Genomic DNA, 17,085 nt, shown 5'->3' with positions numbered 1-17,085 from the left:
ACTGACCCTCTGGAAGGACCCCCCGTGGCTGACCCGATCCGGATTCCCGACGACCTCAAGCCCGTCGACGGGCGGTTCGGCTCCGGGCCGAGCAAGGTCCGTCCGGAGGGCCTCGCCGCGCTGTCCCGGGTGGCCACCAGCTACATGGGCACGTCGCACCGTCAGCGCACGGTCAAGGACCAGGTGGCCCGGTTGCGCGCCGGCATCGCCGAGTTCTTCTCCGCCCCCGACGGCTACGAGGTGATCATCTCCAACGGTGGCACCAGCGCGTTCTGGGAGACGGCGGCGTTCGGGCTGATCCGCGACAAGGCCCAGTTCGCCGAGTTCGGCGAGTTCGGCGCCAAGTTCGCCAAGGCGGTTCGCGACGCGCCGTTCCTGGCCGAGCCGACCGTGCACAAGGCCCCGGCCGGCAGCGCGGCCTACCTGACCGCCGAGGCCGGGGTGGACGCGTACGCCAGCGTGCAGAACGAGACGTCCACCGGCGTGGCGGTACCGGTGCAGCGGGTGGCCGGCGCCGACCCGGGCGCGCTCATCCTGACCGACGCCACGTCGGGCGGTGGCAGCATCGACGTCGACCTGACCCAGACCGACGTCTACTACCTGGCCCCGCAGAAGGCGTTCGGCTCGGACGGGGGCCTGTGGATCGCCCTGATGTCACCGGCCGCGATCGCCCGCGCCCACGAGATCAAGGAGTCGGGCCGCTACATCCCGCAGTTCCTGGATCTGGTCACGGCGATCGAGCAGTCCCGGCTGGAGCAGACCTACAACACCCCGGCGCTGGCCACCGTCTTCCTGGCCGCCGAGCAGGTCGACTGGATGAACGCGCAGGGCGGCCTCGGGTGGGCGGCCAAGCGCAGCGCCGAGAGCGCGGCGGCGATCTACGGTTGGGCGGACCGCTCGGAGGTGGCGAGCCCGTTCGTCACCGACCCGGCGCTGCGGTCCCACGCGGTCGCCACGATCGACTTCGCCGACGGTGTGGACGCGGCCCAGCTGGCCAAGGTGCTCCGGGCCAACGGCATCGTGGACACGGAGCCGTACCGCAAGCTGGGCCGCAATCAACTGCGCATCGCGCTGTACCCGACCGTGGACCCGGCCGACGTCGAGGCGCTGACCCGCTGCATCGATTACGTCATCCATAAGTCCTGAACGATCCCGCGGCATCGCCCGTACTGACGGGCGGCAAGGTCGCCGGACTCGGGAGGGCACGATGGCACGGACGGGTATCGATACCTCGATCCTGCACAAGGGTGCACACAGCGCCTCTTATTTCGATCTCTCTCGCAGCATGAACGACGGCGCCGAGATCGTGGACTTCTGCATCCCGTGCAACCCGTACTTCCCCACCCCGGAGATGTTCGACGAGCTGTCCCGCGACCTGAAGAACATCCTGAAGTACTACCCGAGCGACTCGGCCAGCATCACCAACAAGCTGGCCGCCGTGCTGGGCCTGCACCCGCAGACCGTGGCGATGGCGAACGGGTCCACCGAGCTGATCACCTGGATCGACCACCTCCTGATCAAGGAGAGCGTCGCCATCCCGATCCCGACGTTCGGCCGGTGGACCGACCAGCCACTGGAGACCGGCAAGCGGGTCGACATGTTCCCGCTGCAGGAACGCGACGGCTTCCGGCTCAACCTGGAGGACTACGTACGGTTCATCCGCGACCGCGGCTCCCGGGTCGCGGTCGTCTGCAACGTCAACAACCCGGACGGCTGCTACCTGCCCCGCCGCGACGTCATCCGCTTCATGGACGCCCTCGGCGACCTCGACCTGGTCGTCATCGACGAGTCGTTCATCGACTTCTCCGACGCCGAGCAGTACCCCTCGGTCGGGCCGGACGCGGTGATCAGGCCGAACACCGTCGTGCTGAAGAGCCTCGGCAAGAACTTCGGCCTGCACGGCATCCGCTTCGGCTACCTGATGGCCAACCCGGCGATCGCCGGCAAGATCGCCAAGGTGCTGCCCAAGTGGAACCTGAACTCGCTGGCCGAGAAGGTCGTCTACATGATCGAGGACCACCAGGACGAGTACGAGGACAGCCTGCGCCTGCTCAGCCGCGACCGCCGCGCGATGGCCGCCGAGCTGGCCCGCATCCCGGGGCTGACCGTCTTCCCGTCGCAGGGCAACTTCATCCTGGTCAAGTTGCCGACCGAGTGGTCCGGCGTGGCCCTGCGCGACTACCTGGTCGCCAACCACGGCGTCTACACCCGCGAGTGCGGCAACAAGCTGGGCATGACCAGCCAGTTCATGCGCCTGGTGGTCCGGCCGACCCGCGACGTCGACCGGCTCATCGACGGCATGCTCGACTACGGCCGGCAGTTCCGCGGCCGGCTCATGTACGAGGAGGACCCGCTGGAGCCGGCCCGCCGCTGGGCCAGCACGGTGGAGGAGGAACCGGACAACCTGATCCAGTACCCGGCCCACCGCACCACGGAGTACGCCGGCCGCCGCGCGGCGAACGGCTAGACCGAGCGGATGTAGGCCTGCCCGGCGCGGGCCGCAACGCCTTATCACCGCCGGAGATCGTTGAAGATCATCTCTGCAGGTCAATGACTTTGACGGCGTGGCATACCCCCATCGAGTGACCGGGGCGCGTACCGTGTTCCGAGACGCGCCCGGGTGGCTGACTCTCGGGAGCACAGGCCAGACAGCGGCGAGCACGGGACGGAGGCAACGCATGCGGCCGGTACGCTTCGTGGCCCTCTCCGAAGATGGTCAGGCCCTGGTGCTCGCCGACGAGGTCGGCAGGCTCCTGGCACTCCCGATCGACGACCGGATCAGCGGTGCGTTGCAGGCCGACGGCACGCCACACCCGGTCGGCACGGCCGTGGCGGTGGCGAACGCCGAGGTGATGGCGTCCCTGTCCCCCCGCGACATCCAGGCCAGGATCCGCTCCGGCGAGTCCGCCGAGGACGTCGCCCGGGTGGCCGGTGTCCCGGTCGATCGCGTCTTGCGCTACGCGGGCCCGGTGCTGCAGGAGCGGGCCATGCTGGCCCAGCACGCGCGCCGCACCCGCCTCAAGACCTCCGACTCCGGTGCCCCGCTGGCCGAGGTCGTGGACAGCCGGCTGGCCCAGCACGGCATCGACACCGAGAAGATCTCCTGGGACGCGTTCCGCCGCGAGGACGGCACCTGGCGCATCGTCGCCACGTGGCCGTCCGGCAAGGCGACCGCCCAGGCGATGTGGGATCTCGACAAGGGCCGCCAGGTGGTGGCCCCGCACGACGACATGGCGCAATACCTGTGCGCCGAGCGTCCGACCCAGATCCTGGGTCAGGAGCCGGTGCCGGAGCGCACCCCGCACGAGCGCGGCGGCCACGGCCTGCCGGGCCCGTCGCGGATCAACGAGCCGGCCCGCGGTGGCCGCGGCCTGCCCGCCGCGTCCGACGCGCCCCGGCAGACCCGCGACCCGATCCGGGCCGGTCGCGACGCCCTGCTGGCGTCGCTGGACCGCCCGCTCAGTGGTCAGGGTTCCGGCCGTGGCCTCGAGCCGGCCGCGCAGGAGTCGCGCCGGCCGGTCGCCGGCGGCGCGGCGGCATTGCTCGGTGGCGGCGCCGGTTCCGCGTTCGACGACGACGCCGACCTGCCCAAGGAGGTCCCGGCGGTGCCGAGCCTCGCGGTCCTGCGCCCCCGCCGCACGGTGGGCCAGTCCCAGGGCGGCGACTCGACCGATTCCGAGGAGACGGCGAAGCCCCGCAAGCGCCTGCCGAGCTGGGACGACGTCCTCTTCGGGGGCGGCCCGGCGGCCCGCGAAAGCTCCTGATCACCAGCTCTTCAGCGTGACATAGCCCTCGCCCGGAACACTGTGGACGAGGGCTATCTCGCGCAGCGGCCAGGACGGCCCGGCGTAACCGTCCAGGGCCAGCCTGACCACGGGATCATCCTTGTACGCCACGGTGAGATGCGGCGTGAACTCCCGCTCCGCCAGCCCCAGCCGTCCCGAGACGTCCCGGTGCAACGCCGCCAGATCGCCCTCGACGCCGGCCCACAGCACGGTCGACCTGCCTTTACCGAAGTGCCCACCGCCGCGCAGCCGCAGCACGACATCCCGGGGCACGGTGATCCCGTCGAGCGCCCGCTCCACCTCGGGCAGCCCCTCCTCCGCGACCTCGCCGAGGAACGCCACCGTGATGTGCCAGCGCTCGATCGGGGTGAGCCGCACCGGCCGGGAGCTGCCGTCGGTCAGGCGGTGGCGCAGGTCCCGGCACACGTTCCCGGGTGGATAGATCGCCACGAAGAGCCGCACGCTGCGACCCTAGCCGATCAAGCGGCGCTCAACCGCAGGCCCGCGGCGTGCAGCAGCCCCTCCACCCGGACCCGTTCGATCTCGCGGTCCATCCCGTCGAGCTGGGCGAGATGCTCGGTGAGCCCGAGGGACCGGCTGGCCATGGCGAGCCGCTGGTCGTAGGCCCGCAGCACCGCGGTGAGCCAGGCAACCGAGTCGATGGTCGGCGAACTGCGCCGCTGCCTGTTGAGCCGGCGCAACTCGGCGACCAGCTCGTCGATGCTCGGCTCGAAGTCGGGCGGCCGCAGCTCCAGCTCCGCGACGGACAGCTCCCGTTCGAGACACCGCAGGGCACGAACCTCCTGCCGCCCGCCCCGGCTCCAGAGACGACGGGCGACCAGCTCGTCGGCGCAGACGACGACCGCGACGGCACACGGCAGACACAGCAGCGCGAGCAGCGCCGTCGCGAGCACAGCTATGTGCGTGATTGCCACGGTCTGACGCTAAGGCAGCCGTCGAGTAAACGGAGAGGGCCGTTCGGATGACCCGGTCTGCCATACATATCCACAGGTTTGTCCTCAGCCGATCTGCCGGTCCCGGCCGGCCAGCACCCCGGCGATCATCTGCGGCACCATGAGGACGGTCAGCAGGGCCAGCGGAATCCGCCAGCTGCCGGTGTGGTCGTAGAGCACACCGACCACGATGGGCCCGGGAACGGACAGCAGATACCCGGTGCTCTGCGCGAAGGCCGACAGCCGCGAAACGGTGGCAGCATCCCGGCCCCGCAGCGCGATCATGGTGAGCACCAGGGGGAACGAGCAGTTGGCCACGCCCAGCAGCACGACCCACAGCCAGGGGGCGGCGGCCGGATCGAACCACAGGCCGGCGTAACCGGCGATGCCGAAGAGCCCGATGAGGACGGCGACCCCGCTCTGCCGCGGCAGCCGGCCCGCGAGGGCGGAAAGAACAAAAGACAGCGGTACGCCGAGCAGGGCGGTCACGGCGAAAAGCAGACCAGCGGTACGCGCGGAGAGCCCGGCATCCCGGAAGATCTGCGGCAACCAACCCATGATCACGTACGCGACGGTCGACTGCAGCCCGAAGTAGACCGCCAACGCCCACGCGATCGGCTGCCGCCGCAGCTGCAGGGTCCCCGCACCACCGCTGACCGGCGTGCTCGACCCCGCCGCGGTCGGAGCCAGCACGGCTCGGCCCGACGTGGCCGGGCCCGGCGCAGGCTGGCCGGGGGTGCGGTCGCGGGCGAGCAGGATCCAGGCCGGCAGGGCCGCAGCCGCGATCACGGCCCACACTCCCAGCCCGAGCCGCCAGTCACCGCCGAAGACCCCAGCGGTCAGCGGAACCGTGACCGCCGCCGCGGTGGAGGCGCCGAGGTTGAGCGCGACCGAGTACAGCCCGGTCATCGCCCCCACCCGGTCCGGGAAGCGCTGCTTGACCACCACCGGGAGCAGGACGTTGGCCAGCGCGATACCGGCCAGCGCCAACGCGGTCAGCGCCAGGAACGAGCCAGTGCCCCCGGCGAAGGGCCGTACCGCCAGGCCGAGCGCCAGCGCGGTGGTGCCGAGCGCGATCACGCCGCCGGTCCCCCACCGCCGGGCCAGCAGCGGCGCGGTCGAACCGACCAGCGCAAAACACACCGCGGGCACCGACGTGAGCAGGCCGGCCACGGCCGCGCTCATGCCGAGACTGGCCCGCACCTCCTCCAGCACCGGCCCGAGGCTGGTGACGGCCGGCCGCAGGTTGATGGCGACCAGCACCAGCCCGACGACCGCGAGCGGACGGATCTTCGCGCCGGTACGCGGCTCGATGCTGGTGCTCGTCATGGACCCATCATAGAATCATGGGATGAATCTGGGTCCAGTGTCGCGGGGCACATCGCTGTCCGATCAGGTGATCGCCCGGCTGCGGATGCAGATCACCTCGGGCGCCTGGCCGGTCGGCTCGCGCATCCCGACCGAGCCGGAGCTGGTGGCTCAGCTCGGCGTCGCTCGCAACACGGTGCGCGAGGCGGTCCGGGCACTCGCCCACAACGGGCTGCTCGACATCCGGCAGGGCTCGGGCACCTGGGTGATCGCCACCAGCGAGCTGGCTGGGGTCATGCAGCGCCGCTTCGCAGCCGCGAACCCGGCCGACGTGACCGAGCTCCGAGGCACGCTGGAGGCCGCGGCGGCCGGCTTCGCGGCGCGCCGCCGCACCGCCGAGGACCTGCTCCGGCTCGACGACCTGCTGGCCCAGCGCGAGCAGGCCTGGGCGTCCGGTGAGCGCGACGCCTTCGTCGACGCCGACACGGCATTCCACCAGGCGGTGGTCGCGGCCTCGCACAACGAGGTCCTGATGGAGCTGTACGCCGACCTGGGCCAGGTGATCCGCGACTCTCTCCGGGACCACTTCGGCGCCCGGCTGAGCCCGGAGGAGTACATGGACCACACCCGCCTGCTCGCCGCGATCCGCGCCGAAGATCCCGCGACGGCCACCGCCGAAGCGGCCGCCCACACCGCGAGCTGCGAAGCCGTCCGCTGACCTCGCGCAGCAACCAGGGGGCCGGCGCCGGCCCCGAAGCCCGCGCGTCCACCTGAGGCGGCGACCGTCCGGACCCTCCGGCCCCCGCTGACCGCAGAGCCGCCCCACGACCTCAAGCAGCGACCGTGCGGGCCGGCTCGGCCGGCGCCTGCGCCGGCTCGTCGATCTCCTCGTCCGGCGTCGTCCGGACCAGCGTCAGCCCAGGCCGGGAACCACCGTGCAGGGAGAGCCGGTCCCCACTGGTGCGGAGCTGCCAGACCAGCGCCACGACCGCCGCGACCAGGCAGAACGCCCCAGCCGCCCAGATGCTCGACGGAACGCCGAAGTGCTCCCCCCACCATCCCGCCAGCGACGCGCCGATCGGGGTCGTGCCCAGGAAGACCAGCACGTACAGGGCCATCACCCGGCCGCGGTAGGCCGAGTGCAGCCCCATCTGGACCCGGTGGTTCGCCGCCTGGGCCAGGTAGATCGAGAAGAACCCGGTCGGCACCAGCAGGATCATCGCCACGATGAAGTTGGGGGCGAAGCCGACCGCCACCTCGAAGACCGCGAATGCCAGCGCCGCGCCCAGGACGACGTACACCCCGGGCCTGCTGCGGCGGCCGCTGCCCGCCAGGGCGCCGCCGAGCGCGCCCACCGCCAGGGCCGTGGTCAGCAGGCCGAAGGATGACGGGCCGGCGTGGAAGTTGATTTTGGCCAGGGCGGCCAGGGTGACCGGGAAGTTGAAGCCGATCATGCCGATCGCGGCCATCAGGGCGATCGGGAGCAGCAGGTCGTGCCGCTTCCACACGTAGCGCAGGCCGTCGGCGATGCGGGTGTCGTCCGCGGACGGGCGGGACATGGAGCGGTGCAGGTCCTGGGGGCGCATGGCCAGGTAGCTGAAGATCGGCGCGACGGCGAGGGCGGTGGCGATCAGGAAGACCGGGCCGGTGTCGAACAGCGCGAGGGCCACGCCGGCCAGGGCCGGGCCGCCGATGCGGGCGGTGTTGAACGTCGCGGCCGACAGTGCGAGGGCGTTCGGCAGCAAGGGCAGCTCGACCAGTTCCGAGACGAAGGACTGGCGCACCGGGGTCTCGATCGCGTTGGCCACGCCGAGCAGGGAGGCGAACAGGAACACGTGCCAGAGCACCACGACGCCGCTGGCCACCAGGATCGCGAACAGGATCGCGGTGACCGCGAAGGCGGCGTTCGCGCTGATCAGCAGCTTGCGCTTGTCGAAGCGGTCGGCGAGCTTCCCGGCCCACAGCGTCAGCAGCAGAACGGGCAGGAACTGCAGGGCGGTCACGATGCCCAGGGCGCCGGGCGAGTTGTTGGACAGGTTGAGCACCAGCCAGTCCTGCGCGGTGAACATCATCCACACGCCGACGAGCTTGACCAGCTGCCCGATCGAGAACAGCCGGTAGTTTCGGACCTGCAGGGACCGGAATGTCGTGCTCAGCACTGCCCGCACTCGGGTTGCGCCTCCTCATCAGCCGTACGCGTCATCGCGGTGTGACGGAGGCTGCGGGTGCGCTCGCTCAGTTGCGGGCGACCTGCCGCAGGATCTGCGCGGCCCGCTCGAGCGTGTCGCGTTCGTCCTCGGTGAGCTCGGCCAGCTGCAGCGCCAGCCATTCGTTGCGCGCCTTCTCGAACTGGGCGTAGACGGCCCGGCCCTCCTCGGTCGCCGCCAGGATCACCTGACGGCGGTCGGTCGGGTGCGGCGTCCGCGCGACCAGGCCGCGCTCCTCCAGCTTGCCGACGATCTTGGTCATCGTCGGTGGCTGCACCCGCTCGACGTCGGCCAGCTCCCGCGGGGTCAGCGCGCCGGCCAGTTGCAGGCTGGTCAGCGCCGAGAGCTGGCTGAACGTGAGGTCGCCGACCGCGCGGGCCTGCCGCAACCGCCGGTTGAGCCGCATGATCGCTTCGCGTAGCGAAATGGCCAGTTGCTCGGCTGTAACCCGCTCCGCCACCGACCGCTCCATCACGTTTCTTAGCCTAGCTAATGAGCTTGGCTAACGACATGCCAACGGCTATGACCGTGGTCACCGGGCACGCTAGCGCACCCGGTGACCACTTCGTGCCGCCGCCGTCAGAGCAGGATCGACTCCAGCGGACCCCGCAGGAAGTACAGGACGAAGAGCACCGCGACGCCGTACAGCAGGGGGTGGACCTCCCGGGCCTTGCCGACCGCCACCTTGATCACGACGTAGGAGATGATCCCGGCACCGATGCCGTTGGAGATCGAGTACGTGAACGGCATCAGCGTGATCGCCAGGAACGCCGGGATGGCGATCTCGTAGTCCGTCCAGTCGATCTGCCGGACCGCCATCATCATCAGGAAGCCGACCACCACCAGCGCGGTCGACGCCGCCTCGAACGGCACCACCGTGACCAGCGGGGCCAGGAACATGGCCAGCAGGAACAGCACGCCGGTGACCAGGTTGGCCACGCCCGTACGGGCACCCTCGGCGACACCGGACGCGCTCTCGATGAACGAGGTGTTGCTCGACACACTGGCCGCGCCACCGGCCGCCGCGGCGACCGAGTCGACGAGCAGGATCTCCCGGGTGCGCGGGGGCATGCCCTCCTCGTCCAGCAGGCCACCCTCCTGGCCGACCGCGACCATCGTGCCCATCGTGTCGAAGAAGTCGGTGATCAGCAGGGTGAAGATGAACATCAGCACGACCAGCCAGCCGGCCCGGCCCCACGAGTCGAAGACGTTGAACTTGCCCAGCAGCGACAGGTCGGGGGTGTCCACGATCTTGTCCGGCAGCGCGGGCACGTTCAGCGACCAGCCGCTCGGGTTCGGCTTGCCGTCGACGAACGACGGGCCGACCTTGGCGATCGCCTCCACGATGATCGCCAGCACCGTGGTGACCAGGATGCCGATCAGGATCGCGCCCTTGACCTTGCGGACGAAGAGCACGAGCGTGATCAGCAGGCCGAGGCAGAAGACGAACAGCGGCCAGGTCGCCAGCTTGCCGCCGAGGCCGAGCTCGACCGGGACGGTGGTGCCGGCGGCGTCCGGGATGCGCCGCACGAAGCCCGCGTCGACCAGGCCGATGATCATGAGGAACAGGCCGATGCCGACCCCGATGGCCGTCTTGAGCTGGGTGGGCACGGCCCGGAAAACGGCGGTACGCAGCCCGGTCAGCACCAGGACGGCGATGATCACACCCTCGATGAAGACCAGGCCCATCGCATCGGCCCAGGTCATCTCGGGCGCGATCTCGTACGCCACCAGCGCGTTCACGCCGAGGCCGGCCGCCAGCGCCAGCGGGAAACGCGCCACGACGCCCATCAGAATCGTCATCACGCCGGCCACCAGCGCCGTACCGGCCGCCAGGGCCGCGACGGGCAGCTTGCCGCCGACCGCGTCCACGCCCGCGGCCAGGATCAGCGGGTTGAGCACCACGATGTAGGCCATCGTGAAGAAGGTGGCGAGACCACCGCGAACCTCCCGGCCGACGGTCGAGCCGCGGGCCGAGATCTCAAAATATCGATCAAAACCGTTCTTCGGGGTACGCCCGGACGCGCCAGCATCCGTCTCGGCAGCAGCAGTGGACATTCGCGCCTCTCCACAGGACCTACAGGGGTCGATGGGCGCATCAAATCAGAACCCTGACCTCGGCAAAAGTCAGGAACTGTTACAACTGTCACGAGGGCCCCCGAAGGATCTCCGCGGCCGTAGTCTGATGGTCGTGGCCGACCTGTCCCCCGCACACGAACACCCGCACGGCCTGGACGCGGTGACGGGCACCAAGCCGCGCCCCGAGCCGCTGGATCCGCCGATGGTCCCCTTCGCCCTGGCCGGCATCGCCGCCTTCACCGTGGCGGGAGTGATCCTGCTGCTCGCCGGCGCGCCGGAGGACTGGCTGTGGACGTGCCTGGCCGGGGCGCTGTGCGGCATCCCGGGCCTGCTGACCATGCTGCGCCACGACGCCAACCGCAAACGCCGGCGGGCGCTGTCGCATCCCGAGTTCAAGGTGACCGAGACGGCTTAGGTCTGTCCGGCCGTCAGGGCTGGACAGGACAGGACCGGACTAGCTGTGGCCGTAGGGCTCCGCGGGCTCGCCGGCCTCGACCGAGCCGGGTGCGCGGCTGACCGCGACCGCCTCGACCTCGCTGTCGTCGTAGACGGTCGGCAGCTCCTCGACCGGCTGCTCCGTCGCGCCGAGCAGAGCCTCCGAGTGGGCGCCGCAGCCGTGGTCGGCACTGACCGCCTTGGCGTCGTCGGGGGCGTACAGGTTGCCGCACACGCCGAACATGCGGCGCAGCGAACCGGCCAGCGGCAGGTAGAAGCCGCAGGTGCCGCAGCGGGCGTTGCGCGGGGCGGCGGTGGAGATGGGTGCCTCGGGGCCGGCCTCGCCGTCGTACCAGCGCTGGGCGGTCTCGATCCGGCCCTCGCGGGACATCACGCGGGGGCGGCCCAGGCCGAGCTCCCAGGAGACCTCCTCGACGGCCGGGTCGTCGCTGAGGACGTACCCGGGGGCGAGCCGTTCGTCGTCCGGCGCGGTCGGCATGAGGTCGCCGACGCCCAGGTCGCCCGCCTGCACCCGCTCGTTCCACGGCACCCAGGCCGGGGCGAGCATCGCCTCGGGGCCGGGCAGCAGCACGGTCTCGCAGACGGTGACGTGCCGCGAGCGCGGCACCCGGGTCACGGTGACGGCCCAGCGCCAGCCCTTGTAACCGGCCAGGTGGCTCTCGAAGAAGTGGGTCACGACCCGGTCGCCCTCGGCCACCGCCTCGAGATGGTCACCGATGTCACTCGGATCCACTTCGGTGATGGCACCCCGCGCAACCCCGACAGCATCGGCACAGACCTGGTCGAGTCGGGCAGCACGCACTGAGGTCCTGGTCGTCACGTCTCCATTGTCCCCTACTGGTGGACGGCCGACGCAGCGACTCCCCCAGATCTCCGCGCCCGGGAGGGGACGGAAGTCGCCTCGATGCGACAGGATGGGGCGATGCCGCTGCTTCCCACCATCGGACGCACCGTCGGCACCGGCGTCAAGGCCCTGCGGATGCTGGTGCGGGGATCCCTGCGCGGCAGCGCGTGGGCCACCCGCCGGGTGGGCGACGCCCGGGCCCGCGGCGCGGCCAACGAGGTCGGCATGGTCCGGCTCTTCGACCTGCACGCCGTCTCCTGCGCGGGCGACACCCTCATCGCGATCGGCCTGGCCGGCACGATTTTCTTCAACGTGCCGCTGGGCGAGGCCCGCAGCAAGGTCGCGCTCTATCTGCTGATCACGATGGTGCCGTTCGCCCTGCTGGCCCCGGTGGTGGGCCCGGTGCTGGACCACTTCCGGCACGGCCGCCGGTACGCCCTGGCCGTGACGATGCTGGGCCGGGCGTTCCTGGCCTACGTGATCTCGGACAACCTGCTGGGCTGGGGCCTGTACCCGGCAGCGTTCGGCGTGCTGGCGCTGTCCCGCGCGTACGGGGTGGCCCGCTCCGCCGCCGTCCCCCGGCTGCTGCCCAAGGACATCGGTCTGTCCCAGGTGGGCGCCCGCGCGAGTGTCTACGGCACCTTCGCGGGGGCGGTGGTCGCACCGATCGGGCTGGCCGCGTTCTGGTTCGGTCCGCAGTGGCCGCTGCGGGTCGCGTTCCTGATCTTCCTGGTCGGCGTGGTGATCTCCCTGCGCCTGCCGCCCCGCGCCGACTCCGACCCGCCGGAAGCGGTGCCCAGGCCGTTCCGCACGATGCTGCGCCTGCGCCGCGGCGACGACCGCCCCCTGTCGGGCAAGCTGGTGATCGCCACCCTGATCGGCAGCGCGAGCTTCCGATGCCTGTACGGCTTCCTGCTGCTCTACTTCGCCTTCGCGGTGAAAGCAGGCTCACTGGGCACAACATTCTTCGGCCGCGACATCGGCAGCCAAGGCGCGGTGGCCCTGGTCGGCGGCGCCCTGGCGGTCGGCACCTTCCTGGCGACGGCGGTCGGCACCCGGCTCCGCATCCGCCGCCCGACGGCCCTGCAATCGAGCGGCCTGACAATCACGGCCGGGGTGGCCGTGCTCACAGCGATCTTCTTCACCCTCCCGATGGTGGCGCTGCTGTCTCTGGTGGCCTCGATCTTCAGCGGCATCTCCAAGCTGACCGTCGACGCGAGCATTCAGGAACGCGTCCCGGAACGGCTGCGGGCGAGCGCGTTCGCCCACTCGGAAACGGTGCTGATGATCGCCTGGGTGGTGGGCGGCGCGGTCGGCATCATCCCGCTGAACGGCAGGCTGGGCGTATCGGTCATGGCGGCCTTCGCGGTGGCGGCCGCGGTACGCGGAACGATCGCGGCCGGGCGCCTGCACAAGGAACGGCTGCACGGGCGGCCGGATGTGGCGATGGAGGAGCCGGGGGTCGAGGGTGGTTCGGCGGCCGAGGTGATTCCGACGTCGCCGGCTCCGGCTGGGGCCTCGACCGACCGGACGGCGGGAGGCTCTGGGACGCGGGGCCGACCGGCTTCTGGCGCAGGCTCAGGCGCGTCGGCGGGCCCCGGTTCGGGCGCGCCCGCGGGCTCGGGCTCGGGCGCGTCGTCAGCCCCCGGTTCGAGCGCGCCCATGGGCTCGGGTTCGGGCGCGTCGGCGGCCTTGGGTTCGGCGGCGGGTACGGGTTCGGCCGTGGGCACGGGTTCGGCCGCGGGCACGGGCGCGCCCGCCGGCAGAGGCTCTGGCACGTCGGCGGCGCCGACGGAATCGTCGGCTGAGACGGCATCCGGCCGACCCACCTCCCAGCGGACGGCTGGCAGCAAGCCCGGCGAGGGGAATGCGGAAGCGGGCCCGGCCAAGCGTCGCCTCTTCTCGCGATCGAGTTCTCGGAAGGGGTCGACGGCCACGCCCGGTTCGCCTTCCTCGCCATCCGCAGCAGCGGCGGGGACAGACGCCAGCCCGGACGTGCCGAGCCGACCGGGTTCCGCGGACGAGACCGGGTCCGCCCTCGGAGCCGGGTCCCGCCTCGGAAAAGGAGCCGGCGCGGGAGGCGGCCCGGACGAGCCCAAGGACGACCTGGCACCGCCCGGCTTCCACATCTACCGGCCCTCATCGGCCACGAATGGCAACGGCTCCCGCGAGGAGCCCAACCCGTGACGCCAGGCCGATCGACCCCGTCAAACCAATCCGGCCGGCGAGGCCAGCTCGCCCAGTCAGGCCAGCTCGCCCAGTCAGACCAGCCCGACCAGCCCGCATCGCGTGGCCGCTTGCTCATCGTCACCGCGGTGGAGGCCGAAGCCGCTGCCGTCCAGGCCGGCGTCCACGCCTCCGGCACCGACCCCGACACGGTCGTAGTCGCCCTCATAGGCGTCGGTCCGGCCGCCGCTGCCGCCGGCACAGCCCGTCTGCTCACCCTGGCCGAGGCCACAGGCGCCCCGTACCGTGCCGTCATCAGCGCCGGCATCGCCGGTGGTTTTCCCGGCCGTGCCGCCGTCGGAGCGACCGTCCTGGGTGCCCGGACGATTGCCGCTGATCTGGGCGCGGAATCCCCGGACGGCTTCCTCCCGGTCGATCAGCTCGGCTTCGGCAGCAACCTCCTCGAAGCCGACCCAGCCCTGCTCAAGGCCCTGACCGCCGCCCTGCCGACCGCCATCGTCGGCGACGTCCTCACCCTCGCCACCGTGACCGGCACCGCGCAGACCGCCGTCGTCCTGCAGGCCCGCCATCCCCTCGCTGTGGCCGAGGCCATGGAGGGTTACGGCGTCGCCTGCGCCGCGCAGATCGCCGATGTCCCGTTCATCGAGCTACGCACCATCTCCAATCCGATCGGCCCGCGAGACCGGGCTGCCTGGCGCCTCCGAGAAGCATTTTCCGCCCTCACCGAGGCGGCCGCCGCAGCCTGTGGATAACTCTGTAGAAAACAGCCGGGGCACGGCGGTGTGGGCGAAACTACGTGTGGCAATGCAGACACCGTTCGTTGCGGGTATCGGGGGTCCGGCGTCGTTACCGTGAGGGGCGTGGCGCTTTCTCTGGCGGTTTCGCCCTGTCCCAACGACACGTTCGTCTTCCATGCGCTCGTGCACGGTCTGATCCCCGGCGCCGAGCCGGTGGAGTTGACCTTCGCCGACGTGGACGTCACCAACACCGCAGCCGAGCGCGGCGCGTTCGACCTGGTCAAGGTCAGTTTTGCGGCGTTGCCGTGGCTGCTCGACGACTACGAGCTGCTGCCCTGCGGCGGTGCGCTGGGCCGGGGCTGCGGCCCGCTGGTGCTGACTCGCGGCGACGGCCGGTTCGCCGACGGCGACCTGTCCGGCGCGACGGTCGCTGTGCCCGGCGACCGCACCACGGCGTACCTGTTGTTCCGCCTCTGGTCGGAAAAGCACCCGGCCGCGCGCATCGAGGTCGTTCCGTTCCACCAGATCATGCCCGGGGTCGCCGAGGGCCGGTTCGACGCCGGCCTGGTGATCCACGAGGCGCGTTTCACCTACCCGCGGCACGGGCTGACCGCGCTGGTCGACCTCGGCGAGTGGTGGGAGGGCGACACCGGCCTGCCGATTCCGCTGGGGGCGATCCTGGCCCGCAAGGGTGCCGTGGATCCGGCCGAGGCGGCGGAGTGGATTCGCAAGTCGGTCAGCATGGCGTGGGCCGATCCCGACGCGAGTCGTGAGTTCGTGCTGAGTAATGCGCAGGAGATGGAGCCGGAGGTCGTGCAGCAGCACATCGGGCTCTATGTCAACGAGTTCACGCTCGACCTGGGTCAGGAGGGCTTCGCCGCGGCTGACGCTCTGCTCGGCCGTGCGGCGGCGGCAGCAATCACTCCGGCGGTCAAGCCGCTGGCCGGCTAGGCGGCCGGCGCGGAGGCCGAGCGGACAACAGGCCTGCCGCTCGCCCCGGCCGAGCGACAGCCCAGACCGAGCGACAGCCCAGACCAGACCAAGCGGCGGCCCGGGTCAGAGCGGCAGCCCAGGCCAAAGCCACAGCTCAGACCAAGCGGCAGCCCGGACTAAAGCGGCAGCCCAGACCCGAAAACCGGCCCAAGCAAAGCCGGACCGAGCAGAAGGCCGGCAAAAGAAAGCCGGACCGAGCAAAAGCCCGGCCCGGCAAACCCCCACCCAAAAACTCCTAGATCTCCAGCTCCCGAGCCACAGCATGCACAATCTGCGCGACCTTCTCAGCCGTCCGCTTGTCCGGGTACTTCCCCCGCCGCAGATCCGGCTGGATCTTCGCCTCGATCACCTTGATCATGTCTTCGACCATGCCGTGCAGCTCGTCGGCGGGCCGGCGGCGCAGCTGGGCCATCGACGGCGGCGCGTCCAGCACCTTGACGCCCATCGCCTGCGCGCCCTTGCGGCTGTCCACCACCCCGAATTCCAGCCGCTGACCCGCTTTCAGGTCCGCGGTCCCGGTGGGCAGGGCGCCCTTGGGCAGGAACACGTCCCCGCCCTCGTCACTGGTGACGAACCCGAAACCCTTTGCCGCGTCGTACCACTTCACTCGACCCGTGGGCACCGCTGACCTCGACTTCACTCATTGGACTCGATTGCTCACGGCAAGGTTATCCAGCGCCTGTGCCGGGCCCAACCGTTATCTTTCGCAGCAGCGCCGGGAAGGTGGTCAAGTCGGACAGCACGTGTGCCGCGCCGGCCTTCTCGAGTTCGTCCGCGCTGCATGGGCCGGTGGCGACTCCGATGCCCGGGATTCCCGCTGTCCGGGCCGCCACCATGTCTCCGACGTGGTCGCCCACGTACCACTCGACGCCGTGGGCTGTCAGAGCCGCCGCTTTGCCTTCGGCGAACAGGTCACCGGCCAGCTCGTCGGCTTTCAGGCCGAGGTGGGCCAGGTGCAGGGCGGCGAGCCGACCCAGCTTGGACGTGACAACCACCACACGAAAACCTTGATCCCGTACGGCGGCCAGCGCGTCGACGGCTCCCGGCATCGGGACCGTCGGCGTGATCGCGTAGTCCGGGTACAGGGCCCGGTATGTGGTGACCGCTTCCTCGACCTCCGCGGGCGGGAACCACTCGCTCATCTCGGTGCGCAGCGGTGGGCCCAGCCGGCTGACCGCCAGGTCGGCGTCGACCCACACGCCGGTCTTGGCCGTCAGGGCCCGGTAGGCCTCGCGGATCCCCGGCCGGGAGTCGATCAGGGTCATGTCCAGGTCGAACCCGACCGCCGGGGTCACGGCGTGGTGGTGGGGGTGTACGTCAGCTGGTCCACCGGCAGCGGGAACTCCTGGTCGTCACCGAACGGCGACGGCGCGGCCGGCCGGTCGGCGATCAGCTCGGAGACGGGCAGGTGCCCCTCTTTGATGGAAGACTCCCGGCCCGGGTTCTGGGTGGCGTGGCCCTCCGCGACCGACGTGCCCGGCATCTTGTTGTCTGCCCCCACAGTTACTCCCCTTGGTATCTCACCGGGTCCGGCCA

General features: G+C 71.0%; 18 protein-coding genes. 8 read left to right on the top strand and 10 right to left on the bottom strand.

Going from position 1 to position 17,085, the window contains the following annotated elements:
• The first annotated feature begins 24 nt into the window (after positions 1-24).
• The 3 genes from serC (at position 25) to sepH (ending at position 3,764) form a co-directional block, all read left to right on the top strand.
• Positions 25-1,146, top strand: coding sequence for a phosphoserine transaminase (gene serC, locus ACWEOZ_RS03295; protein ID WP_451909122.1), 1,122 nt, complete (start codon positions 25-27; stop codon positions 1,144-1,146).
• Between the two features lie 139 nt (positions 1,147-1,285).
• A complete protein-coding gene (locus ACWEOZ_RS03290; protein WP_451909121.1) occupies positions 1,286-2,467 on the top strand; it encodes a pyridoxal phosphate-dependent aminotransferase in 1,182 nt (393 codons plus the stop codon).
• Between the two features lie 211 nt (positions 2,468-2,678).
• Positions 2,679-3,764 carry a septation protein SepH gene (sepH, locus tag ACWEOZ_RS03285; protein WP_360551060.1) on the top strand — a complete coding sequence of 362 codons (1,086 nt, stop codon included), beginning with the start codon at positions 2,679-2,681 and terminating at the stop codon, positions 3,762-3,764.
• On the opposite strand, the gene thpR is transcribed toward sepH, so the two are convergent.
• The 3 genes from thpR to ACWEOZ_RS03270 form a co-directional block, all read right to left on the bottom strand.
• A complete protein-coding gene (thpR, locus tag ACWEOZ_RS03280) occupies positions 3,765-4,247 on the bottom strand; it encodes an RNA 2',3'-cyclic phosphodiesterase (protein ID WP_451909120.1) in 483 nt (160 codons plus the stop codon).
• Between the two features lie 17 nt (positions 4,248-4,264).
• Positions 4,265-4,720: a hypothetical protein gene (locus ACWEOZ_RS03275; protein WP_451909119.1), complete on the bottom strand. Its 456-nt coding sequence runs from the start codon at positions 4,718-4,720 to the stop codon at positions 4,265-4,267.
• Positions 4,721-4,804: 84 nt separating this feature from the next.
• On the bottom strand, positions 4,805-6,067 hold the full coding sequence (locus tag ACWEOZ_RS03270; RefSeq protein ID WP_451909118.1) for a CynX/NimT family MFS transporter: 1,263 nt from the start codon (positions 6,065-6,067) through the stop codon (positions 4,805-4,807).
• A gap of 22 nt (positions 6,068-6,089) precedes the next feature.
• Here ACWEOZ_RS03270 and ACWEOZ_RS03265 point away from each other — a divergent pair, with 22 nt between their 5' ends.
• Positions 6,090-6,764: a FadR/GntR family transcriptional regulator gene (locus ACWEOZ_RS03265; protein ID WP_451909117.1), complete on the top strand. Its 675-nt coding sequence runs from the start codon at positions 6,090-6,092 to the stop codon at positions 6,762-6,764.
• A gap of 112 nt (positions 6,765-6,876) precedes the next feature.
• Here ACWEOZ_RS03265 and ACWEOZ_RS03260 read toward each other — a convergent pair whose 3' ends face one another.
• The 3 genes from ACWEOZ_RS03260 to ACWEOZ_RS03250 all read right to left on the bottom strand — a co-directional run bounded on the left by ACWEOZ_RS03260 (position 6,877) and on the right by ACWEOZ_RS03250 (position 10,311).
• Complete coding sequence (locus ACWEOZ_RS03260; protein ID WP_451909116.1) at positions 6,877-8,214, bottom strand: MFS transporter; 1,338 nt, start codon at positions 8,212-8,214, stop codon at positions 6,877-6,879.
• A gap of 67 nt (positions 8,215-8,281) precedes the next feature.
• On the bottom strand, positions 8,282-8,728 hold the full coding sequence (locus ACWEOZ_RS03255) for a MarR family winged helix-turn-helix transcriptional regulator (protein WP_360551053.1): 447 nt from the start codon (positions 8,726-8,728) through the stop codon (positions 8,282-8,284).
• A gap of 104 nt (positions 8,729-8,832) precedes the next feature.
• Positions 8,833-10,311, bottom strand: a complete 1,479-nt coding sequence (locus ACWEOZ_RS03250) for an NCS2 family permease (RefSeq protein ID WP_451909115.1) — start codon at positions 10,309-10,311, stop codon at positions 8,833-8,835.
• A 223-nt stretch (positions 10,312-10,534) separates the two neighbouring features.
• Here ACWEOZ_RS03250 and ACWEOZ_RS03245 point away from each other — a divergent pair, with 223 nt between their 5' ends.
• Positions 10,535-10,747 (top strand): DUF2530 domain-containing protein, encoded by a 213-nt coding sequence (locus ACWEOZ_RS03245; RefSeq protein WP_451909241.1) that lies wholly within the window; start codon positions 10,535-10,537, stop codon positions 10,745-10,747.
• A gap of 39 nt (positions 10,748-10,786) precedes the next feature.
• On the opposite strand, the gene ACWEOZ_RS03240 is transcribed toward ACWEOZ_RS03245, so the two are convergent.
• Positions 10,787-11,659, bottom strand: a complete 873-nt coding sequence (locus ACWEOZ_RS03240) for a DUF3027 domain-containing protein (protein ID WP_451909240.1) — start codon at positions 11,657-11,659, stop codon at positions 10,787-10,789.
• A 51-nt stretch (positions 11,660-11,710) separates the two neighbouring features.
• On the opposite strand from ACWEOZ_RS03240, the gene ACWEOZ_RS03235 reads away from it, so the two are divergent.
• From ACWEOZ_RS03235 to ACWEOZ_RS03225, 3 genes are all read left to right on the top strand, one after another.
• Positions 11,711-13,819, top strand: coding sequence for an MFS transporter (locus ACWEOZ_RS03235; RefSeq protein WP_451909114.1), 2,109 nt, complete (start codon positions 11,711-11,713; stop codon positions 13,817-13,819).
• 110 nt (positions 13,820-13,929) lie between these two features.
• Positions 13,930-14,571: a futalosine hydrolase gene (locus ACWEOZ_RS03230; protein WP_451909113.1), complete on the top strand. Its 642-nt coding sequence runs from the start codon at positions 13,930-13,932 to the stop codon at positions 14,569-14,571.
• Between the two features lie 108 nt (positions 14,572-14,679).
• On the top strand, positions 14,680-15,507 hold the full coding sequence (locus tag ACWEOZ_RS03225; RefSeq protein ID WP_451909112.1) for a 1,4-dihydroxy-6-naphthoate synthase: 828 nt from the start codon (positions 14,680-14,682) through the stop codon (positions 15,505-15,507).
• 277 nt (positions 15,508-15,784) lie between these two features.
• Here the strand turns inward: ACWEOZ_RS03225 and ACWEOZ_RS03220 are convergent, their stop codons facing one another.
• The 3 genes from ACWEOZ_RS03220 to ACWEOZ_RS03210 are packed head-to-tail and all read right to left on the bottom strand — an operon-like array spanning position 15,785 to position 17,050.
• A complete protein-coding gene (locus ACWEOZ_RS03220) occupies positions 15,785-16,171 on the bottom strand; it encodes a cold-shock protein (protein WP_451909111.1) in 387 nt (128 codons plus the stop codon).
• 46 nt (positions 16,172-16,217) lie between these two features.
• Positions 16,218-16,844 carry an HAD family hydrolase gene (locus tag ACWEOZ_RS03215; protein ID WP_451909110.1) on the bottom strand — a complete coding sequence of 209 codons (627 nt, stop codon included), beginning with the start codon at positions 16,842-16,844 and terminating at the stop codon, positions 16,218-16,220.
• On the bottom strand, positions 16,841-17,050 hold the full coding sequence (locus ACWEOZ_RS03210; RefSeq protein ID WP_451909109.1) for a hypothetical protein: 210 nt from the start codon (positions 17,048-17,050) through the stop codon (positions 16,841-16,843). The genes ACWEOZ_RS03215 and ACWEOZ_RS03210 overlap by 4 nt, the downstream gene beginning before the upstream one ends.
• Positions 17,051-17,085: the final 35 nt, after the last annotated feature.

The organism is Actinoplanes sp. NPDC004185 (assembly GCF_053603475.1).
This window is presented reverse-complemented; position numbering and strand designations above follow the sequence as displayed.

Excerpts from the sequence above, each read along its gene's own strand:
- ACWEOZ_RS03290 (WP_451909121.1), top strand. The coding sequence starts at position 1,286 with ATGAACGACGGCGCCGAGATCGTGGACTTCTGCATCCCGTGCAACCCG.
- sepH (WP_360551060.1), top strand. The coding sequence starts at position 2,679 with ATGCGGCCGGTACGCTTCGTGGCCCTCTCCGAAGATGGTCAGGCCCTG.
- ACWEOZ_RS03270 (WP_451909118.1), bottom strand. The coding sequence starts at position 6,067 with ATGACGAGCACCAGCATCGAGCCGCGTACCGGCGCGAAGATCCGTCCG.
- ACWEOZ_RS03265 (WP_451909117.1), top strand. The coding sequence starts at position 6,090 with ATGAATCTGGGTCCAGTGTCGCGGGGCACATCGCTGTCCGATCAGGTG.
- ACWEOZ_RS03250 (WP_451909115.1), bottom strand. The coding sequence starts at position 10,311 with ATGTCCACTGCTGCTGCCGAGACGGATGCTGGCGCGTCCGGGCGTACC.
- ACWEOZ_RS03245 (WP_451909241.1), top strand. The coding sequence starts at position 10,535 with ATGGTCCCCTTCGCCCTGGCCGGCATCGCCGCCTTCACCGTGGCGGGA.
- ACWEOZ_RS03235 (WP_451909114.1), top strand. The coding sequence starts at position 11,711 with ATGCCGCTGCTTCCCACCATCGGACGCACCGTCGGCACCGGCGTCAAG.